This is a genomic window from Sorangium sp. So ce327, assembly GCF_051530205.1.
GTDB lineage: Bacteria > Myxococcota_A > Polyangia > Polyangiales > Polyangiaceae > Sorangium > Sorangium cellulosum_B.
Genome location: NZ_CP150330.1, coordinates 9,776,466 through 9,795,379 on the forward strand (window position 1 = coordinate 9,776,466; position 18,914 = coordinate 9,795,379).

An 18,914-nucleotide genomic window follows, 5' to 3' on the forward strand; every position below is an offset into this window, starting at 1 on the left:
GACGGCCTGGACGTCAGAGCAGCACCGCGATGACGCCGGCCCCGATGAGCGCGACGGCCCAGGCCCGATCGAGGTTGAACCACGCAGTGCGAAGGATGGCGACGCCGAGCTTGTGATAGACAACGAGCGCGACCGCGGCGGCCGCCGCCATCATGGCGGCCGTGTGGACGAGGACGGCGGCGAGGTAGCCGAGCGGGCTCGCGAGCGACAGGCCAGCCGCGTTGTGGCACCCGCCGCCGTGGCACGGAGCGGGGCTCTCGGCGCCGAGCAGGAAGACCGGGAGCAGCATGAGCCCCGCGCCGTGCGCGGTGGCCATCAGGAAGGACCACCAGGTCAGGTCGAGGAAGCCGACGCGCATCCCGACCCACCTCGGGTGGCGCGGCCTCACCAGCTTGAGCACGCCGAACGCGACGAGCGCGGCCGCCGTGAGCCACCGCAGCGCCGCGGCGGGGACGCTCGCGAGCCCGATCCCGAGCAGCGCGACCGTGAGGCCGATCGACGCCGCGTGGCCGAGCGCGATCGGGACGAGCGCACGCCGCACCGCGCCGCTGCTCTTCTCCTGCAGGCCCAGGGCGACCGCGAACAGCCAGCCCATGCCAGGGTTGATGCCGTGATAGGCGCCGAGGAGCGCCAGCGTGAGCCAGGGCATCATGGCCGGCTAGGGGTAGCAGAACGAGTCGGACGACGCGTCGCCCCCCTCGAGCCGCACCTGGTGGGGGCGCAGCGGGCCAAAATCGACGAAGAACTCGGGATCGACCGTGAGGCCCCCGCCCGCCGCCACATCGACCTTGGCCATCCAGCCGCCGATGCCCTCGGGATAGAACTGCTCGTCCCACGACGCATACAGCGAGTTGGTGAAGTAGACGCGCCGGCCGTCGCGGCTCACCTCGACCATCTGCGGCGCGCCCCGCAGCGGCCCGGAGCGCGGATGCGCCGCCCGGCGCACGATGCCGCCGAGGTGCACCGAGCCGACCAGCTTCGGGTGGAACGGGTCGGATACATCGTACTGGCGGAGCTCGCCTGTGCCCCAGCACGACACGTAGAGGAACCGGTCGTCGAGGGAGAGGTTGATGTCGGTGATCAGCGGCGGCACCGCCTTGAAGCCCTTCAGCAGCGGCGGCAAGAGGTCGGGATCCGCGGGCTCGGCCGGCACCTCGATCACCTTGCGGATCGCCCACCGGTCGCCGTCGCGATGCCAGAGCCAGATCGAGGCGGAGAGGTCCTTGACGCTCACGACGACGCCGACGAAGCCATAGGCCTTGGTCGGGTCGTGGGCAGGGCGGAGCTCCAGCGCCATCTGGTGCTCATCGCCCAGATCCAGCGCCTGGAGGTGCTTGCGCTTCCGCAGGTCCCATACATGAACGCGGTGACCGTACTTCTTGCCGAGCAGGAGCTCCGGATTCACGCCGTCCTCGATCATCTTCGGCGTCCCCCACTCGCTCGTGAGGAGGGTGTCGTGGCCGAGGTGCCACCAGAAGTCGTAGTGGAGGAACTGCGGCCCGCGATCGATCTCCCATCGACCGAGCACATCGAAGCTCTCGCAGTCGAGCACGAAGATGCCCCCGGGCCCGTCGCCGTCAGGGCCGCCGAGCGCGCTCACGTAGATGCCGTCGGGGCCGCAGTGCAGCGTGTGCGGGCGAGAGTAGCCGGCCCGCTTCGCGATCTCCTCGGCGCGCACCGTGTGGACGAGCTCGGGGCGGCGCGGGTCCGGCTTCACGTCGAAGACGAAGATGTTCGACGAGCGGAGCGCCGGGAGCAGGAGAAAGCGGCGCTCGACGTGGGGGTGCGGCGCGTAGGGGCACAGGGCGGCGCTGCACGCGTTCCAGCCGGAATGGTGCAGCTCGTCGCCGTAGGTCGGCAGCTCGTTGACCGAGACCAGGGTGCCATACGCCGGCGACCTCGGATCGAGATCGACGACCGTGAGCGCGTCATGGCGCAGCTCACCCGGGCGCTTCAGCGCGGCGCCCGCGTCGAGCGCGGTCACGTAGGCCAGCCGCTCGGGCGGCGCCTCCATCGCCAGGCGCGGCGACGGGTAAAAGGTGGGATCCGGACGAAACCGCATGCGCTGCGTCTCCTTGGTTCTGGGCGTTCGCGTGTCGTTCCAGGCGGCCGCCGGCGAGGACCGGCGGCCACAGGCTACCCCGGTAGATCCGTGCTGAGGAACACCTCGTGGATATCGAGCTTGCTCGGGCCCGCGAACATCTCCTTCGGCGCGCGGTTGCGGTGCGCCTCCGCGAACGCGGGGCTCCTCGTCCAGGCGATGAAATCGTCCATGGACCGCCACCAGGTCTTCACCTCGTAGAACCCCTGCGCGTCCGGGTCCGGGCTCCACGCGCCGGTCGCGTGGTCCAGCTTCATCGGCTTCGGCCTGTGGACCTCGTTCCGGATGAAGCCGGGCGCCTGATCGACCAGGTGGACCCTGTTCTTGAAGCGATCCTCGAAATCGGCCTCGTGGCCCTCGGCGACGGGAATGCGGTTGGTGACGACGATCATCGCTCCTCTCCTTCTTGCTCGTACGGGAGGCCCGCGCGCTGCGGGCGGCGGCAAGCTTAGCAGCACCTGTGCCCGGCCGGGGCCGCGCGGCGCTGGCGCCGCCCGCGCGCTCCCGCGCTGGCGCCGCTCGCACGCCGGCAGAATGCCTGGGAATCCCCCGGAGCTCAACGCAATGCCGCTGGCGACACGCAAGCGATCAGAAGCATCGCTACGGATGCACCCTAACCGCTCCGACGTCAGCGGATCTCGCGCACTCGAACGGTACAGACTGGCCCGGTAGACAGACGGGAAAGCCCCTATGGGCTCGCCAGACTCGAGCATTCCGCAGCGGAGCACGGAAAATCGCACGGAGCGGGCCCTTGTTGAATACCTCACAAACCGTGTTGCGTGATCGTGAGTCGCATGATACTCGGATGGCGTCCGGGGCACCGATCATGCCCTGTTTCGAACCAGAGGGATATGACGAGTCACGTCCTCATCACCGGTGGAGCGGGGTTCATCGGCTCTCACGTCGCCGACGAGCTCCTGCGCCAGGGGGTCCGCGTCCGGGCGCTCGACAGCCTGGTCCCTCAGGTGCACGGCCCCGACCGCAGCCGCCCGTCTTACCTCGACCCGGAGGTCGAGCTCATCGTGGGTGATGTCCGCGACCGGGACGCGGTGAAATCGGCGCTCCGCGGCGTGGACGCGGTCGTCCACTTCGCGTCCGCGGTCGGGGTCGGACAGAGCATGTACAAGATCGCGGAGTACACCTCGATCAACAACCTCGGCACCGCAGTGCTCCTCGAGGAGCTCGCCGCGAAGCCGGTCTCGAGGCTGCTCGTCGCCTCCAGCATGAGCGTGTATGGCGAGGGGCTCTACCGGGCGGCCTCCGGCGCGGTGGTCCCCGGCGCGAGCCGGCCGCTCGAGCAGCTCAAGCGCGGCGACTGGGAGGTCCGGAGCGAGGCCGGCGAGGCGCTCGTGCCCATCCCGACGCCCGAGTCCAAACCCCCGTCGCTCGAGTCGGTCTATGCGCTCTCCAAGTACGACCAGGAGCGGCTCTGCCTGATGATCGGGCGCGCGTACCAGATCCCGACCGTCGCCCTCCGCTTCTTCAACGTCTACGGCCGCCGTCAGGCCCTCTCCAACCCGTACACCGGCGTCCTCGCCATCTTCGCCGCGAGGCTCCTCAACGACCGTCCGCCCGTGATCTTCGAGGACGGGCTGCAGCGGCGCGATCTCGTGAGCGTCACCGACGTCGCCCGCGCCTGCGTCCGGGCCCTCGGCGCCGACGGCGCGGTGGGCCAGGTGCTCAACATCGGCAGCGGGCGGTCGTACACCGTGCGCGAGGTCGCCGAGCGCGTGCGCGACGTGATGGGGAAGAGCGGTATCGAGCCGGAGATCGTCGGGAAATCCCGGCTGGGCGACGTCCGGCACTGCTTCGCCGACATCGGCGCGGCGCAGCAGAAGATCGGGTATGCGCCCCGGGTCTCGCTCGAGGAGGGGCTCCGCGATCTCGCCGACTGGCTCGAGGGGCAGGTGGCGAAGGACGCTGTCGCCCAGGCCCGCGCCGAGCTTGAATCCAGGGGGCTGACGGTATGAGCGCCGCGGCGGATGGCCCGGGCGGCGCGACCGCAGCGCCGGGGCGCCCGGCGCTGATCACCGGCGGCGCCGGCTTCATCGGGGCCAACCTGGCCCACCGCCTGCTCCAGGCGGGAGAGACGGTGATCCTCTTCGACAACCTCTCCCGCCCCTCGGTGGCGCGCAACGTCGAGTGGTTGAGGCGCACCCACGGCGACCGCGTCACGCTGATCACCGGCGACGTGAGGGACGCCCGCGCGGTCGCGGCCGCGGTCCGGCGCGCCTCCAGCGTCTTCCACTTCGCCGCCCAGGTGGCCGTGACGACGAGCCTCGTCCAGCCGGTGGAAGACTTCGAGATCAACGCCCGCGGGACGCTCAATGTCCTCGAGGCGCTCCGCGCCGAGAGCGCCCCGCCGCCGCTCCTCCTCACGTCCACCAACAAGGTGTACGGCGGCCTCCCCGACGTCCCGCTCTCGTGCAGCGGCCGGCGCTACGAGCCCGCGGATCCGGAGCTCCGGGCCTCCGGCGTCTCCGAGGCCCGCCCGCTCGATTTTCACAGCCCCTACGGCTGCTCCAAGGGCGCGGCGGACCAGTACGTCATCGATTATGCCCGCACCTTCGGGCTCCCCGCGGCGGTGTTCCGGATGAGCTGTATCTACGGTCCTCGCCAGTTCGGGACCGAGGACCAGGGGTGGGTCGCGCATTTCCTCCTCCAGGCGCTCCGGCGGGAGCCGATCACGCTTTACGGCGACGGGATGCAGGTCCGGGACGTGCTCTTCGTCGACGACCTCGTCGACGCGCTCCTCCTCGCCCGCAGGGACATCCGGCAGATCTCGGCGTCGGCGTTCAACGTCGGCGGGGGCCCGGAGAACACCCTCAGCCTGCTCGAGCTGCTCGACCTCATCGAGGAGCTCGACGGCAAGCGCCCCCTGATCGGCTTCGAGGGGTGGCGGCCGGGTGATCAGCGGTACTACGTCTCCGACTGCCGCCGGCTCTCCGCGGCCACGGGGTGGTGGCCGCGCGTCCGGGTCCGCGACGGGGTGCGCAGGCTGCACGGCTGGCTGCGGGAGATGACGGAGGCGACCGGCGCCGCGAAGGCCGCCGCCGGCGCCGGCCAGCCCACGAAGGAGCCGTGCGCGGGGGGCGTCCGGTGAGGTTCGCGCTCGTCAACCCGGCCTGGAGCTTCGAGGGGAGCATCTATTTCGGCTGCCGCGAGCCTCACCTGCCCCTCGAATACGGCTACGCCAGGGCGCTGCTCGAGGCCGCGGGGCACGAGGCGACCGTCGTCGACGCCCAGGCCCGGGGCCTCGCCGACGGCGCCCTCCGCGACGAGGTGGCCGCGCTCCGCGCCGACGCGATCGTGGTGACCACCGCGCCGAGCTACCTCTTCTGGCGCTGCGCCCCGCCCGAGCTCCGCGTCCCGCAGCAGGCGCTCCGCGCGCTCCACGGGCTGCCGGGGCTCCGGCTCGCGGTGGGCCCCCACGCCTCCACCACCCCCCGCGCCACCCTGCGCAAGCTCGGCGTCGACGCCGTGGTGATGGGCGAGTGCGAGGACGTGCTGGTGGAGCTCGCCGATCGCCCGCGATCGCGCTGGGGCGAGATCGACGCGATCGCCTGGCTGGACGGCGACGAGGCGCGCGTGCAGGGCGGCCCGCGCGCGTCGGACATGGCCCGGCTGCCGGCCCTCCGCTGGGACGAGGCCACGGTGGCGCGCCACGCCCACCACCACCACCGCTTCGACACCGCGCCGATCGGCCCCGGCGCCGAGGTCGAGGCGTCGCGAGGGTGCCCGTACCACTGCACCTTCTGCGCGAAGGACAACTTCCGCGACGGCTACCGCAAGCGCCCGCTCGAGGTGCTCCTCGACGAGATCGACGGGCTCGTCGCCCAGGGGGTTCGTTACGTCTATTTCATCGACGAGATCTTCCTGCCGGATCGCCCGCTGCTCGAGGCGCTCGTCGATCGCCCGGTGTCGTTCGGCGTCCAGATGCGCGTCGACAACTGGAGCCCGGAGATGCTCGACCTGCTCGGGAGAGCGGGGTGCGTCTCGATCGAGGCAGGGGTGGAGAGCATCACCCGGGAGGGCAGGAGCCTCTTGGCCAAGCGCTGCAAGCTCTCGACCGAGCAGCTCGGCGACCTCCTGATCCACGCCAAGAAGAGCGTCCCCTTCGTCCAGGCGAACCTGATCCAGTCGGCGACCGACGATCCCGCGGACGTCTCCGCCTTCCGGGAGCGGCTCCAGCAGCACGGCGTGTGGGCGAACGAGCCGGTGCCGATGTTCCCTTACCCGGGCTCGCCCGAGTACACGATGCGCTGGGGCGCCCCCGACGACGAGGCGTGGGAGCGCTCGGTCGCGCACTACCTCGATCGGTTCGAGCGCTTCAGCGACCTCCAGGACAGCCGCCCTCTCCCGCTCTCCGCGCTGGAGATCGCGCCCCCCGGCCATGGCTGACGCCGCGCGCGCCCCCGGCTCCGTCCTGATGACCGCCGACACGGTGGGCGGCGTCTTCTCCTACGCGATCGAGCTCGCGCGCGCGCTCGCGGCGCGCGGGGTCCGGACGTCGCTGGCCACGCTGGGCGGGCCGCTCTCCGCGCCCCAGCGCGAGGCGGCGGGCCGCGTGCCCGGGCTCGCCGTCTTCGAGAGCTCCTTCCGGCTCGAGTGGATGGAGGATCCCTGGAACGACGTCGCGCGCGCCGGGGACTGGCTCCTCGAGCTCGAGGAGCGCGTCCGCCCGGCGCTGATCCACCTGAACGGCTACGCGCACGGCGCGCTCGGCTTCCGCGCCCCGAAGCTCGTGGTGGCCCACTCGTGCGTCCTCTCCTGGTGGGCCGCGGTCCTCGGCGGGGAGGCGCCGCCGCGGTACGATCGTTACCGGCGCGAGGTGGCCCGGGGGCTCGCCGCCGCGTCGGCGGTGGTGGCCCCGACCCGGGCGATGCTCGACGCCCTCCTGCGCCACCACGGCCCGCTCCCCGGGGGCGCGCGGGCGGAGGTGATCCCCAACGCCGCCGACCCCGCGCGGTTCGCCCCGCGCCCCAAGGAGGAGCTCGTCCTCGCGGTCGGGCGGCTCTGGGACCAGGCCAAGAACATCGAGGCGCTCGGCGAGGTGGCCCCTCACCTGCCCTGGCCGATCCAGGTGGCCGGGAGCGACGTCCACCCGGACGGCGGCGGGGGCGCGACGCGCCTCCCCTCGCTCGAGCACCTCGGCGTGCTCTCGCCGTCCGCCGTCGCCGCCGCGCTCGGCCGCGCGTCGATCTACGCTCACCCGGCCCGCTACGAGCCGTTCGGCCTGTCGGTCCTGGAGGCGGCGCTCTCCGGGTGCGCCCTCGTCCTGGGCGACATCCCCAGCCTGCGCGAGGTCTGGGGGGACGCGGCCCTCTACGTGGATCCCGGCGACACGGAGGCCCTCCGGCGCGCGCTCCGCACGCTCATCGACGCGCCCGGCGCGCGGCGCGAGATGGCCACGCGCGCCCGCGCCCGCGCCCTCGGCTTCTCGCCGCGGCGGATGGCCCGGGGCTACCTGCGCCTCTACGGCGCGCTCCTCGGCCGCGGGCCTGGCGAAGAAGGGCGCTCGCCGTGGAGAGGGGAGCACGCGCCATGCGCATAGCCCTGTTCTGCCACTCCCTGCTCTCCGACTGGAACCACGGGAACGCGCACTTCCTCCGCGGCGTGGTCACCGAGCTCGCCGAGCGCGGGCACGAGGTCCGCGCCTTCGAGCCGAGGGACGCCTGGAGCCTCCAGAACCTCGTCGCCGATCACGGCGAGGCGCCGCTGCGCGAGGTGAGGGAGGTCTACCCGCGCGTCGATCCGATCCGGTACGACCTTGCCTCGCTCGACCTGGACGAGGCGCTCGAGGGCACCTCGCTCGTCCTCGTCCACGAGTGGAGCGAGCCCGAGCTGGTCGCCCGCATCGGCGCGCACCGAGCACGCGCGTCACGCGCGTCGCGCGCGCCGTACCGGCTGCTCTTCCACGACACGCACCACCGGTCGGTCACGGATCCCGGGGCGATGGCCCGCTACGACCTCGCCCACTACGACGGCGTCCTCGCCTTCGGCCGGGTGATCCGCGACCTCTACCTCGAGCGCCGCTGGGCCCGCCGGGCCTTCGTCTGGCACGAGGCCGCGGACGTCCGCGTGTTCCGCCCTCGCCGCGGGGCCCGGCCCGAGCGCGATCTCGTGTGGATCGGCAACTGGGGCGACGAGGAGCGCACCCGCGAGCTCGACGCGTTCCTGATCGGCCCGGCGCGCGATCTCGGCCTCTCCGCCCGCGTGCACGGGGTGCGTTACCCCGACCACGCCCGCGCCGCGCTCGACGCGGCCGGGATCGAGCACCGGGGCTGGCTCCCCAACTACCGCGCTCCCGAGGCGTTCGCGCGGGCCAGGGTGACCGTCCACGTCCCGAGGAGGCCCTACGTCGCCTCGCTCCCGGGGATCCCGACCATCCGGCCGTTCGAGGCCATGGCCTGCGCCATCCCGCTCGTCTGCTCGCCGTGGAGCGACGCGGAGGGGCTGTTCTCGCCCGGCCGCGACTACCTCGTCGCCCGGGACGGCGACGAGATGAAGCGGCGCCTCGCGGCCCTCCTCGCCGAGCCCGCCCTGGCCGCCGAGCTGGCGGAGCGGGGGCGCGCGACGATCCTCGCGCGCCACACGTGCGCCCACCGGGTCGACGAGCTCCTCGCCATCGCCGCCGAGCTCGGCGTCGAGGTCGATCGCCCCGCGCCCGCCGCCCCACCCCAGCGAGCCACGTCATGAACCGACGCAACCCACGCCCGACCGCGAGCCGATCGCTCGACATCGCCTTCTTCGGATCGAGCCTCGTCTCCGCCTACTGGAACGGAGCCGCCACCTACTACCGCGGCATCCTCCGCGCCCTCGCGGCGCGAGGGCACCGCATCACCTTCCACGAGCCGGACGCCTACGATCGCCAGAAGCACCGCGACATCGAGGACCCGCCGTGGGCCCGCGTGGTCGTCTACTCCGGCGCCGACCCCGCGGAGCCCAGGCGCCTCGTCGAGCAGGCCCGGAGCGCCGACGTTGTCGTCAAGGCCAGCGGCGTCGGCGTCTTCGACGAGCTGCTCGAGGCCGAGGTCGCCGCGCTCGATCGGCCGGGGCTCACCACGATCTTCTGGGACGTCGACGCCCCGGCCACGCTGGAGCGGGTCCGCGCCACGCCCTCGGATCCCTTCCGCGCGTTGATCCCGCGCTTCAACCTGGTCTTCACCTACGGCGGCGGCGACCCGGTGGTGCGCGGCTACGAGGCGCTCGGCGCGCGGCGCTGCGCGCCGATCTACAACGCGCTCGACCCCGAGACCCACTTCGAGGTCGCGCCAGATCCTCGATTTCATTGCGATTTCGCGCTGCTCGCCAACCGCCTCCCGGACCGGGAGCGGCGCGTGGAGGAGTTCTTCCTGCGGCCCGCGGCCGCGCTCCCCGGGCTCCGGTTCCTCCTTGGCGGCAGCGGCTGGCAGGACAAGGTCATGCCCCCGAACGTCCGCTACGTCGGGCACGTCTACACGGCGGATCACAACGCCTTCAACGCCAGCGCCCGCGCGGTGCTGAACGTGGCCCGCGACAGCATGGCGTCGGTCGGCTTCTCCCCGGCGACCCGGGTCTTCGAGGCCGCGGGCGCGGCCGCGTGCCTCGTCACGGACGCGTGGGAGGGCATCGAGCTCTTCCTCGAGCCCGGGCGCGAGGTGCTTGTCGCGAGGAGCGGCGACGACGTCGCGGAGATCCTCCGGGCGCTCACGCCCGAGCGGGCCGGCGCCATCGGCAGGGCGGCGAAGCAGCGCGTGCTCGCGGGGCACACCTACGCCGAGCGCGCGAGGCAGGTCGAGGCCCTGCTGGCCCGCCCCGACGGCGCAACCCTCACCGCGATCGCGCCGCCGTGAAGCCCATCTCCTTCGTCTTCCTGGGCCTGTCGATCACCTCGTCGTGGGGCAACGGCCACGCGACGACGTACCGCGGGCTGCTCAAGCGGCTGGCCCAGCGGGGGCACAGCGTGCTGTTCCTGGAGCGGGACCTCTCGTTCTACGCCGAGAACCGCGACCTCCCGAGCCCGCCCTACGGCCGGACCGAGCTCTACCGGGGGCTCGACGATCTCCGCGCGCGCTTCGGGGGCGCGGTGCGCGACGCGGACCTGGTGGTCGTCGGGTCCTACGTGCCCGACGGCGCCGAGGTCGGCGCCTGGGTGACGGAGACGGCGCGCGGGAAGACCGCGTTCTACGACATCGACACGCCGGTGACGCTCAAGCAGATCGAGCGGGGCGGCGCCGGGTACCTGTCTCCGGCGCTGATCCCGCGGTACGACCTGTACCTCTCGTTCACCGGCGGCCCGACGCTCGAGCGGCTCGAGCGCCGCCACGGGGCGAAGCGGGCGCGGCCGCTCTACTGCGCGGTGGATCCGGACGAGTATTTCCCGGAGCGCGCGCCGCCCCGGTGGGATCTCGGCTACCTCGGCACGTACAGCGCCGATCGCCAGCCCACGCTGGACCGGCTCCTCGTCGCGCCGGCGCGCCGCTGGGGGCGAGGCCGCTTCGTCGTCGCCGGCCCGCAGTACCCGGCGGACATCGGCTGGCCCACCAACGTCGAGCGCACGGATCACGTCCCGCCGGGCGAGCACCGCGGCTTTTACGGCGCGCAGCGCTTCACGCTCAACGTCACCCGCCGGGACATGATCGAGGCGGGGTACTCGCCGAGCGTGCGCCTCTTCGAGGCCGCGGCCTGCGGCGTGCCGGTGATCAGCGACGACTGGCCGGGCCTCGACGAGCTGTTCGAGCCGGGCAAGGAGATCCTGGTCGCCCGCTCCTCGGAGGAGGTGCTCCACCTGATCCGCGAGCTCCCCGAGCGGGAGCGGATCGCGATCGGCCAGCGGGCGCGCGAGCGCGTGCTCGCCCGCCACACAGCGGCGCACCGCGCCGAGGCGCTGGAGAGATACACCCGGGAGCTGCTCGACGGGCGGGACGCGCCGGAGCGCCGGAGCGCCCGGGAGACCGGGGACGATGACGTCGACGTGGGCAGTCGACCTGGAGAGGAGGTCAGAGAGACATGAGCGCAGCGCTCCGCATCCTGGTGACCGGGGGCGCCGGATTCGTCGGCTCCCACCTGTGTGATCGGCTGATCCGGGAGGGCCACGAGGTCGTCGCGCTCGACGATCTCTCGACGGGCTCCAGGGACAACGTCGCCCATCTCCTCTCTCACCGGCGCTTCCGGCTGGTGGAGCACGACGTGATGCAGCCGTACCGGCGGGAGGTCGACCGCATCTACAACCTCGCCTCGCCGGCGAGCCCGCCGCATTACCAGCGCGATCCGGTCCGGACCACGCTGGTCAACGTGCTCGGCGCGCTCCACGCGCTGAAGCTCGCCGAGGGCCGCGGGGCGCGGGTCTTCCAGGCGTCGACCAGCGAGGTCTACGGCGATCCCGAGGTCCACCCGCAGCCGGAGGGCTACCGGGGCGCGGTGAACCCGATCGGGATCCGCTCCTGTTATGACGAGGGGAAGCGGTGCGCCGAGTCGCTGATGATGGACTTCCACCGCCGCGGCGTCGAGGTGCGCCTGGCGCGGATCTTCAACACGTACGGTCCGCGGATGGCGCTCGATGACGGTCGGGTGGTGTCGAACTTCATCGTGCAGGCGCTCCGGGGTGAAGACCTCACAGTGTACGGCGATGGCTCCCAGACACGGAGCTTCTGCTACGTGGAGGACCTCATCGACGGGATCGTCCGGCTGATGGAGCACCCGACCGAGACGGGCCCGGTGAACCTGGGGAATCCCGAGGAGTTCACGGTGCTCGAGCTCGCCGAGGAGGTGCTCCACCTGACCGGGAGCCGGGGTCGGGTGGTGTTCCGTCCGCTGCCCGAGGACGATCCGAGGCAGCGGCAGCCGGTGATCGACCGCGCGCGGCGGGTGCTCGGCTTCGAGCCGAAGGTGCCGTTGCGCACGGGACTGCGCCGCACGATCGAGGGTTTCCGGAGCGCGCTCGGGCTGGGCCATCGCGCACCTGGGCTCCCGGTGTCGGACGAAGACGCACCGTTGCCCCGTGCGGCGAACGGCTGAGCCGAGCCGACGCGCCGACCGTAGAGTCGGTGCGGCGCCCATGATACCATCAGCTCTCTGACGCCCGATTGTCGCACAGGGCCGTGCGGCGAACGGCAGGGGCACTGTGCCCTTAACTTAGAGCGAAGGAGAGCGGCATGGATCTCAGGGCATGGTGCGCGGCGCTCTGCGCGGCGACGGTGGGTCTCGTGGGCTGCGGCGGGGACTCGGGAACGAGTGGTACCAACGGTTCGCCGGGCGGCTCGGGCTCGGGCGCGGGCAGCGGACAGGGGAGTGGTTCCAGCGGCCAGGGGGGTTCCTTCGGCGAGGGGGTCGGCTCCGGGATCGGCGAGGGCAGCGGGACCACCGGGGGAGGAGGCAACGGCGCGGGCTCCTCGGGGTGCGAGCACGTCGATGTCGTGTTCGCGCTCGACAACTCCTCGAGCATGGATGAGGAGAAGGCGACGATGCGCGACGTCGTGTTCCCGGCGTTCGCGCAGGCGTTGCTCGATATCGATAGCATCCGCGACTTCCGCGCGGCCGTGATGGACGCCTGCCCCCTCCCCGCCACCTTCCACACGCGCGGCGCCGGGGGCGAGTGCTCGTTCCAGAGCGGCAAGGCGTGGATGGAGAGCACGAGCACCGCCCTCACGAGCGAGTTCCAGTGCGCTGCAGATCTCTACGGGGACGACGTCGAGTGCTCAGGTGACAGCGACGACGAGCAGCCCGCGTCCTCCGTCGCTGCCGCGCTGGAGCCGCCGTTCTCGACCGCCGAGAACGCGGGGTTCCTCCGCGACGACGCCCTGCTCGTGGTGGTGACGATCAGCGACGAGGACGAGCAGCCCGTCCCGCGCCAGACGCCGCAGCAGATCCACGATCGGCTGGTCGCCGCGAAGGGCGACGCGAAGAACGTGGTGTTCCTCGGCATCGCCGGGAGGCGGCAGTGCGAGGGCGCTTATGGGGACGCGGAAGCGGCCCGGGACATGCAGGAGCTCGTGAGCCTGTTCGCCGCCGACGGCCGTGGGTTCTTCTGGGATCTGTGCGAAGGGCACCTCGAGGACGGCCTCACGAACGCCCTCGCGGCGATCGAAGAGGCGTGTGTGGAGTTCGTGCCCATCAACTGACCGCACCGGGCGAGGCGCGCTGACGAAGCGCTGACGAAGGGCGGCGCCGTGAGGCGCCGCCGGCAGGCTACCGCGGCGAGCTCTCCTGGTCTTCCTCCGACGCTCCGCCCTCCTCGGCGCCGAGCAGCTCGACTTCCCCCCATAGCGCATCGAGATCCAGCCGGAGCCCTTCGCATCCAGGCACATCGATGCTCCCATCGGTCGCGTCGAGCGCGTGCGCGTAGCGCCCATCCGCCCCGAGCTCGAGGACCTCGATGCTCCGGAGCTGCGGATCGACGATCCAGTACCAGCGCACCCCGAAGGCGGCATATTCGCGGAGCTTCTCGACACGATCGCGGCGCCCGTCGCTCGGCGTGGGAGAGACGACCTCGACGGCGATATCGGGCGGGATACGCACGAGCCCCTGCGCCGGTGGCCTCCGGTTCCCGGGGAAAAAGACGGTCACGTCGGGCTTCCGGCCCCGCTGCGGCTTCACCGCGAATTTCGCGTCCGAGCCGCCCACCAGCCCGCCGCGAGGGGTGATCCAGGCGCGGAGCATGTGGATCAACCAGCCGACCACGACCTCGTGAACGTAGCCGGACACCTCTTCCTCCACGAGCAACCCGTCCACGAGCTCGCCCGGCTCATCCTCGGGCAGGGCCGCCCACTCGACGAGCGACATCCGCCGGCCTGACGCGGGTGCGGGTGAACGAGCCGCAGCCTGGACCATGAACAGAGCCTATCACGCCTGCCGCAAGGGGTGTACCGCGAGGGCGGCCCGCCGCTTGCTCCGACCAGGCGCGCGCGCGCAAGCATCCGCGCGTCTGCGAGGCGCAAGGCGTGAGGGCTGGCAGGGGGTGACGGCAGGCCCGAGAGGCCCGGGAGACCGCCGCAACGCGCTCGAGAAGAGATCCTTGACGGCAGACGATGCTACCGTTATCAAAAGTAACACTGTTACGAACGACGACGGGGGCGGCGGCTGCGCCGCCCGGAGGCCAGGCGACACGGACATGGCGAGCGCGCGCCCGAAGACCACGAAGACCAGCGGCACGACCCAGGCGGAGCGCCTGCAGGCGTCGAGCCAGCAGCGCCGTGAGCAGCAGAAGGAGAACCTGCGGGGCGCGATCCTGGCGGCGGCGGGCGAGCTGTTTCTGGAGCAGGGCTACGAGGCGTTCTCGATGCGCCAGGTGGCCGAGCGCATCGGCTACTCGGCGACGACGATCTACCGCTATTACGAGGACAAGGACGATCTCCTGTTCGCCATCGTCCACGAGGGCTTCAGCGAGTTCCAGCGGGCGCTCGTCGCGGCCGCCGAGAGCACGGCGGACCCGATCGAGCGGCTCGTGGCGCTCGGCGCCGCGTACGTGCGCTTCGGCATGGACAACCCGGTGCACTACCGGCTGATGTTCATGCAGCGCTTCGACTTCGTCTTCGACCAGCGGAAAGCGCGGCAACAGCCGATGATCGATTCGTTCAACGTGCTGCAAGACGCGGTCGCGTCCGCGATGGACGCCGGCGCGATGCAGCGCGGCGACGTGGAGCGCCACAGCCAGGTGGTCTGGGCCCTGGTCCACGGGATCACCGCCCTCGGCCTGGCCGATCGCGGCCGCTTCACGGCCGACGACGTCGACCGGACCCTGGAGATCGCCATGAAGATGATGGTCCGAGGCCTGCGCCCCTGATCGCTCTCTTTTTTCCCGCAAAGTTAACACTGTTACGAATAGTTTCATCGTTATAACCAGCAGCCGGTGGAGGGTATGATGGATAGGGTCTTTGGACTGAGCGGGCTCCTCGTGATGCCGTTCTGGTTCCTGATGATTTTTCTGCCCCGCTCTCGGTGGACGCGGCGGATCATGGAGTCGCCGCTCGTGGTCGTCGCGCCCGCGCTGCTCTACGCGGCGCTCGTCCTCCCGGTCATCCGCGAGGTGTTCCCGATCGTCAACCAGCCGAGCCTCGCCACGGTCGCCCCGCTGCTCGGCTCGCCCGCGGGCGCCACGATCGCCTGGGTTCACTTCCTCGCCTTCGATCTCTTCGTGGGCCGGTGGGTGTACCTCGACAGCCGCGATCGCGACATCTCGCCGTGGCTGATGGCCCCGGTGCTCTATCTGACGCTGATGCTCGGGCCGATGGGGTTCTCGCTCTACCTCGCCGTCCGCGCGATCGCCGCTCGATCGCCGCGCGCCGTCGTCACGACCGCGGCGCCGCGCCGCGCCGGGGAGGCCTGACATGAGCGCCCGCTCGCTGAGCCCCTCGCTGTCGCTGCCTCGCTCGATCGAGGAGCTCCTCCGGCGCAGCCCCGTCCTGTTCATGGCGGCGGCCGCCCACGTCGCGCTGCTCGTCGTGCTGCTCGCCGTCGCCCCGCTCGACGCGCGCCTCGTGATGGGGGTGAACCCGTGGATCAAGCCGGCGAAGTTCGCCGCCTCGATCGCCATTTACCTCCTGACGATCAACTGGCTCGTCGGCGATATCGCGCTCCCGCCGAGAGGCCGCAAGGCCGTCGTCTGGGGCACGGTGGCGATGGTGAGCTTCGAGATGATCGCGATCACCGCGCAGGCGGCGCGGGGCGTGGCGTCGCACTTCAATCAATCGACGCTGTTCGACGGGGCGGTGTTCGCGCTCATGGGCATCGCCATCCTTGTGAACACGGCGCTCGCGGCGTACCTCGCGTACAGGTTCTGGGCGACGCGACCCCCGCTGCCGGCCCCGTATCTCTGGGGCATCCGGCTGGGTCTCGTCCTGTTCCTGCTGGCCTGCGCGGAGGGCGGCTTCATGTCGGCGCACAACGCGCACAGCGTCGGCGTCGCGGACGGCGGGCCCGGGCTCCCCGCCGTCAACTGGAGCACGCGAGGAGGCGACCTGCGCATAGCCCACTTCTTCGGGATGCACGCGCTGCAAGCCGTCCCGCTGGTCGGGTACTGGCTGTCGACGCGGGCGTCGGGGTCGGGGCCGCGCACACGGCGGGCCGTGGGATGGGTGATCGCGTTCGGCGTCGCCTACGGCGCCGTCGCGCTGGCGCTCTTCGTGACGGCGCTCGCAGGGCGACCGCTCATTCGAATCTAGCGCGCCGAGGAGAACGGCGGCCCCGTTGTCCCGGAGGCGAGCCGGCGCCGGCCGCCGACCGGCGGCGCGTGACGATGGGCGTGAGCTGGAAGTCGTCGAGCGGATGGCGTTACTTGTAACAAACCCGCCACTTCACCGCCATCATAAGACAGCAACAACCTGGCGCAGCGCTACAGCATTCCCACAAATTTCGTATATAGTCCTCAGTCCGTCTGCGCCTGCCGTCGTTTCTCACCCGTGAGGAGCTCCATGTCCGAGATGTTTGTCGTCCAATCAAGCGCCCTGCCCTCTTCCACCAAGCTCGTGGCTTTTCATGGCACCGAGGGGATCTCGAAGCTCTATCGCTTCGATCTCTACCTGGTGATGACGAACGATGTCGGCCATAGCTTTGATCTGGCCGCGGCCGTGGGCCAGCCGGTGACCATCTCCCTGGAGCGGAGCGACGGCGGCGAGCCCTTTCTTCGAAGTGGCGTCCTGGGCAGCATCAAGCTCATCAACGACTTCGCCGGTCGGTGCGTCTTCCGGGCCACCATGGTCCCGCGCCTCGCATTGCTTGCCATGTCGTTTCACAGCCGTGTCTTCACCACGAAGGCCATCCCGGAGATCATGCAAGCCGTCCTTCAGAAGGGCGGCGTCACGGACTGCGCCCTCCAGCTCCAGGGCTCCTACGCCGTTGAGGAGCATGTCTGCCAGTACCGCGAGAGCGACTATGCCTTCGTCGCCCGGTGGATGGAGCGCGAAGGCATCTATTATTACTTCGAGCATGGGGAGAGCGGCGAGACGCTGGTGCTGGTCGATGACAGGTCGGCCCATCAGCCCTTTGGCGACAAGCCCGCTCGCTATTACCCGCAACCTGGCGGTGCCAACACCGCGAAAGACACCGTCTACGCCTTCACCTGCCAGCATGACGCCATACCCAGCACAGTCCGCCTCAAGGACTACAACTACGCCACGCCGGCCGTTCCGATCTCCGGGCAGGCGTCGGTTAGCCCCAATGGCTTTGGTGAGGTCAGCCTGTACGGCGCGCGGTTCTTCTCGTCGGGCGCAGGGGAGCGGCTGGCGCGGATCAAGGCCGAGAGCCTCTCTGCGGCCGGCGTTGTCTACGAGGTGATGGGCAATGCGACGACGCTGATTCCTGGGTTTACCTTCGAGCTCGAGGACCATCCTCGGGCCGCGTTCAACACGAAGTATCTGGCCACCGAGGTCGAGCACTGGTCCAACCAGGCCCCGGACATGCCCGAGCTTCGCGAGCTTGCGCCCTGGAGCGGGAACTATCGCATGGAGGCCAAGGCCATCCCCGTGACGACGCAGTTCCGCGCGCCGCAGGTCACCGAGTGGCCGCGCATCTACGGCACCGAGATCGCGATCGTCGACGGCGCGGCGGCCAGCGAGTACGCGCAGATCGACAGCCATGGTCGCTACCGGATCAAGTTCCACTTCGACGAGAGCGACCTGAGCGGGGGGAAGGCGTCGACCTGGGTCCGGATGCTCCAGCCCCATGGCGGCGGCATCGAGGGCTTCCACTTCCCGCTGCGCGCCGGCGTCGAGGTCATGTGCGCCTTCGAGGGGGGCGATCCCGACCGGCCGGCCATCGTCGGCGTCGCGCCCAACGCGCTCACGCCGAGCCCGGTCACGTCCGGGAACAACACGCGGAACGTGATCCAGACGGGCGGGCGGAACCGGCTCGAGCTCGAAGACCAGGCCGGGCAAGAGCGGGTCACGCTGTCGACGCCTTATGACAACACCTACCTCCGGATGGGGGCGCCCAACGGCGGCTGGTCGTGGGAGTCGAAGACAGACGGTCACGCGTTCACGTGGGTCGCAGGCTCCTCCGAGAGCATGGTGGGTGTTAACAGAACGACGATTACCCTAGGTGCCTCCGAGAACGTGGTGGGGCTCTTCCGTTTGAGTGTCACCGGGGGATACTCCGGAAACTTCATCGCCGGATTCTCACAGAACGTGATCCTCGGCTATCGCCGCACGACCATCCGCGGCAATGAGACGACGACCCTCCACGGCAACCGAAAGACCACCATCACGAGGAATCGGAGCACGAAGATCGGGGGCGACGACGACTTCACGCTCGTGGGCGATCGCAGCGCTCACATCGTGGGCAACAGTGACTTGCGCGTCCTTGGGAGGCGCAACACCAGTATCCAAGGCCGGGACAAGAGCACGTTCTTCAACGGGCGAGAGACGACGATCTACACGTCGAGCCAGACGACGGTCAACGGCACCAGCGAGGTCGATATCAACGGCACGCGACGTGCGGACATCCGCGGTCACGCCACCAGCAACTTTTACGCAGGGCGAACGACCACCGTTCACGCGGGGGGAAGCAGGAAAACGGTCAGGGGTGGTAACACCGCCGAGGTCTTTGGCCCAGTCAAATTCACGCTTCACGGGCCGAAGCAAAGCACTGTCAATGGCACTGCCGAAAGCACCATCAACGGACTCTACAAAACCACGATTGGGACGCGAGTCGAGATCATCAGGGGAACCAAGACGGAGAGGATCAACGGGCTGGCATACAAATATGCCCCTAACGAGGTAAAGAAGGTGACGCGGGCGGAGATCCAGGCGAAGGGTCTCCAGTACAGGGCCGAGCTGTGTCGCATTCAATACCAGCTCGGCTTCCACAAGGGGCAGCTGCACCTCATCCAGTAATTCAC

General features: G+C 70.6%; 17 protein-coding genes. 13 read left to right on the top strand and 4 right to left on the bottom strand.

Features of this window, described 5'->3' with window-relative positions; genetic code table 11:
- Nucleotides 1–13 precede the first annotated feature (13 nt).
- From WME95_RS36630 to WME95_RS36640, 3 genes are all read right to left on the bottom strand, one after another.
- Complete coding sequence (locus WME95_RS36630; RefSeq protein ID WP_437710452.1) at nt 14–652, bottom strand: hypothetical protein; 639 nt, start codon at nt 650–652, stop codon at nt 14–16.
- 6 nt (nt 653–658) lie between these two features.
- The gene (locus WME95_RS36635) at nt 659–2,062 is read right to left on the bottom strand and encodes a selenium-binding protein SBP56-related protein (RefSeq protein WP_437903967.1); all 1,404 of its coding nucleotides are present in this window, start codon (nt 2,060–2,062) and stop codon (nt 659–661) included.
- Between the two features lie 74 nt (nt 2,063–2,136).
- The gene (locus WME95_RS36640; protein WP_437710456.1) at nt 2,137–2,493 is read right to left on the bottom strand and encodes an antibiotic biosynthesis monooxygenase family protein; all 357 of its coding nucleotides are present in this window, start codon (nt 2,491–2,493) and stop codon (nt 2,137–2,139) included.
- Between the two features lie 459 nt (nt 2,494–2,952).
- Between WME95_RS36640 and WME95_RS36645 the strand changes: the two genes are divergently transcribed.
- The 9 genes from WME95_RS36645 (at nt 2,953) to WME95_RS36685 (ending at nt 13,203) form a co-directional block, all read left to right on the top strand.
- Nucleotides 2,953–4,071 carry an NAD-dependent epimerase/dehydratase family protein gene (locus tag WME95_RS36645; RefSeq protein ID WP_437544393.1) on the top strand — a complete coding sequence of 373 codons (1,119 nt, stop codon included), beginning with the start codon at nt 2,953–2,955 and terminating at the stop codon, nt 4,069–4,071.
- Complete coding sequence (locus WME95_RS36650; RefSeq protein ID WP_437903968.1) at nt 4,068–5,204, top strand: SDR family NAD(P)-dependent oxidoreductase; 1,137 nt, start codon at nt 4,068–4,070, stop codon at nt 5,202–5,204. Before WME95_RS36645 ends, WME95_RS36650 begins: the two co-directional genes overlap by 4 nt.
- Entirely contained in the window at nt 5,201–6,502 is a 1,302-nt protein-coding gene (locus WME95_RS36655; protein ID WP_437911061.1) for a TIGR04295 family B12-binding domain-containing radical SAM protein, read from the top strand. The genes WME95_RS36650 and WME95_RS36655 overlap by 4 nt, the downstream gene beginning before the upstream one ends.
- A complete protein-coding gene (locus tag WME95_RS36660) occupies nt 6,495–7,655 on the top strand; it encodes a glycosyltransferase family 4 protein (RefSeq protein ID WP_437903969.1) in 1,161 nt (386 codons plus the stop codon). Before WME95_RS36655 ends, WME95_RS36660 begins: the two co-directional genes overlap by 8 nt.
- Nucleotides 7,646–8,800, top strand: a complete 1,155-nt coding sequence (locus tag WME95_RS36665) for a CgeB family protein (protein WP_437903970.1) — start codon at nt 7,646–7,648, stop codon at nt 8,798–8,800. The genes WME95_RS36660 and WME95_RS36665 overlap by 10 nt, the downstream gene beginning before the upstream one ends.
- Entirely contained in the window at nt 8,797–9,936 is a 1,140-nt protein-coding gene (locus WME95_RS36670) for a CgeB family protein (RefSeq protein WP_437903971.1), read from the top strand. Before WME95_RS36665 ends, WME95_RS36670 begins: the two co-directional genes overlap by 4 nt.
- Nucleotides 9,933–11,096, top strand: a complete 1,164-nt coding sequence (locus WME95_RS36675) for a CgeB family protein (RefSeq protein ID WP_437903972.1) — start codon at nt 9,933–9,935, stop codon at nt 11,094–11,096. Before WME95_RS36670 ends, WME95_RS36675 begins: the two co-directional genes overlap by 4 nt.
- Entirely contained in the window at nt 11,093–12,100 is a 1,008-nt protein-coding gene (locus WME95_RS36680; protein ID WP_437903973.1) for a UDP-glucuronic acid decarboxylase family protein, read from the top strand. Before WME95_RS36675 ends, WME95_RS36680 begins: the two co-directional genes overlap by 4 nt.
- A gap of 137 nt (nt 12,101–12,237) precedes the next feature.
- Nucleotides 12,238–13,203, top strand: coding sequence for a hypothetical protein (locus tag WME95_RS36685; RefSeq protein WP_437903974.1), 966 nt, complete (start codon nt 12,238–12,240; stop codon nt 13,201–13,203).
- A 67-nt stretch (nt 13,204–13,270) separates the two neighbouring features.
- Here the strand turns inward: WME95_RS36685 and WME95_RS36690 are convergent, their stop codons facing one another.
- Nucleotides 13,271–13,912, bottom strand: a complete 642-nt coding sequence (locus tag WME95_RS36690; protein WP_437903975.1) for a Uma2 family endonuclease — start codon at nt 13,910–13,912, stop codon at nt 13,271–13,273.
- Between the two features lie 184 nt (nt 13,913–14,096).
- Here WME95_RS36690 and WME95_RS36695 point away from each other — a divergent pair, with 184 nt between their 5' ends.
- From WME95_RS36695 to WME95_RS36710, 4 genes are all read left to right on the top strand, one after another.
- Nucleotides 14,097–14,864, top strand: a complete 768-nt coding sequence (locus tag WME95_RS36695) for a TetR/AcrR family transcriptional regulator (RefSeq protein WP_437903976.1) — start codon at nt 14,097–14,099, stop codon at nt 14,862–14,864.
- 75 nt (nt 14,865–14,939) lie between these two features.
- A complete protein-coding gene (locus WME95_RS36700) occupies nt 14,940–15,407 on the top strand; it encodes an ABA4-like family protein (protein WP_437903977.1) in 468 nt (155 codons plus the stop codon).
- Nucleotide 15,408: 1 nt separating this feature from the next.
- A complete protein-coding gene (locus WME95_RS36705; protein ID WP_437903978.1) occupies nt 15,409–16,242 on the top strand; it encodes a hypothetical protein in 834 nt (277 codons plus the stop codon).
- 249 nt (nt 16,243–16,491) lie between these two features.
- Complete coding sequence (locus WME95_RS36710; RefSeq protein WP_437903979.1) at nt 16,492–18,909, top strand: type VI secretion system Vgr family protein; 2,418 nt, start codon at nt 16,492–16,494, stop codon at nt 18,907–18,909.
- Nucleotides 18,910–18,914 lie beyond the last annotated feature (5 nt).

What these genes read in the sequence shown, in the direction of transcription:
- WME95_RS36635 (WP_437903967.1), bottom strand. Translation starts at nt 2,062, where the DNA reads ATGCGGTTTCGTCCGGATCCCACCTTTTACCCGTCGCCGCGCCTGGCG.
- WME95_RS36685 (WP_437903974.1), top strand. Translation starts at nt 12,238, where the DNA reads ATGGATCTCAGGGCATGGTGCGCGGCGCTCTGCGCGGCGACGGTGGGT.
- WME95_RS36630 (WP_437710452.1), bottom strand. Translation starts at nt 652, where the DNA reads ATGATGCCCTGGCTCACGCTGGCGCTCCTCGGCGCCTATCACGGCATC.
- WME95_RS36690 (WP_437903975.1), bottom strand. Translation starts at nt 13,912, where the DNA reads ATGGTCCAGGCTGCGGCTCGTTCACCCGCACCCGCGTCAGGCCGGCGG.
- WME95_RS36710 (WP_437903979.1), top strand. Translation starts at nt 16,492, where the DNA reads ATGTCCGAGATGTTTGTCGTCCAATCAAGCGCCCTGCCCTCTTCCACC.
- WME95_RS36650 (WP_437903968.1), top strand. Translation starts at nt 4,068, where the DNA reads ATGAGCGCCGCGGCGGATGGCCCGGGCGGCGCGACCGCAGCGCCGGGG.
- WME95_RS36705 (WP_437903978.1), top strand. Translation starts at nt 15,409, where the DNA reads ATGAGCGCCCGCTCGCTGAGCCCCTCGCTGTCGCTGCCTCGCTCGATC.
- WME95_RS36670 (WP_437903971.1), top strand. Translation starts at nt 8,797, where the DNA reads ATGAACCGACGCAACCCACGCCCGACCGCGAGCCGATCGCTCGACATC.
- WME95_RS36645 (WP_437544393.1), top strand. Translation starts at nt 2,953, where the DNA reads ATGACGAGTCACGTCCTCATCACCGGTGGAGCGGGGTTCATCGGCTCT.
- WME95_RS36680 (WP_437903973.1), top strand. Translation starts at nt 11,093, where the DNA reads ATGAGCGCAGCGCTCCGCATCCTGGTGACCGGGGGCGCCGGATTCGTC.
- WME95_RS36665 (WP_437903970.1), top strand. Translation starts at nt 7,646, where the DNA reads ATGCGCATAGCCCTGTTCTGCCACTCCCTGCTCTCCGACTGGAACCAC.
- WME95_RS36700 (WP_437903977.1), top strand. Translation starts at nt 14,940, where the DNA reads ATGATGGATAGGGTCTTTGGACTGAGCGGGCTCCTCGTGATGCCGTTC.
- WME95_RS36640 (WP_437710456.1), bottom strand. Translation starts at nt 2,493, where the DNA reads ATGATCGTCGTCACCAACCGCATTCCCGTCGCCGAGGGCCACGAGGCC.
- WME95_RS36660 (WP_437903969.1), top strand. Translation starts at nt 6,495, where the DNA reads ATGGCTGACGCCGCGCGCGCCCCCGGCTCCGTCCTGATGACCGCCGAC.